Here is a 249-nt window from a genome sequence, read left to right as displayed (position 1 = left end):
TCCTATGTCGAGCAGCTCACTCCCGTTAAGGTAAGCATACATCCCATAAACGCCCTCATAAGAGTTATCTCCATCTGTAACCACAGGAGCGGTAAAAGGGGATGTACCTGTTGTAGCGGTAATCTGCAAAGCTACACGTGGCGTAATATCACCAGCCTCAGGCTTATCAGTAATGACAACGCGCTTAGTAACATTGTCATAAATAACAGATACAACATCGGGATTAGCATCTTTGATTCTCGCCTCAGA

1 protein-coding gene is annotated in these 249 nt (G+C 45.0%); it reads right to left on the bottom strand.

What is annotated here, in order from left to right; all coding sequences use genetic code 11:
• The coding region (locus ACRHOC_RS14965) for a hypothetical protein (protein ID WP_431159421.1) at positions 1-249 on the bottom strand (249 nt) is incomplete at both ends.

The organism is Winogradskyella poriferorum, assembly GCF_050618035.1.
Classification (GTDB): domain Bacteria; phylum Bacteroidota; class Bacteroidia; order Flavobacteriales; family Flavobacteriaceae; genus Winogradskyella; species Winogradskyella poriferorum_A.
This window is presented reverse-complemented; position numbering and strand designations above follow the sequence as displayed.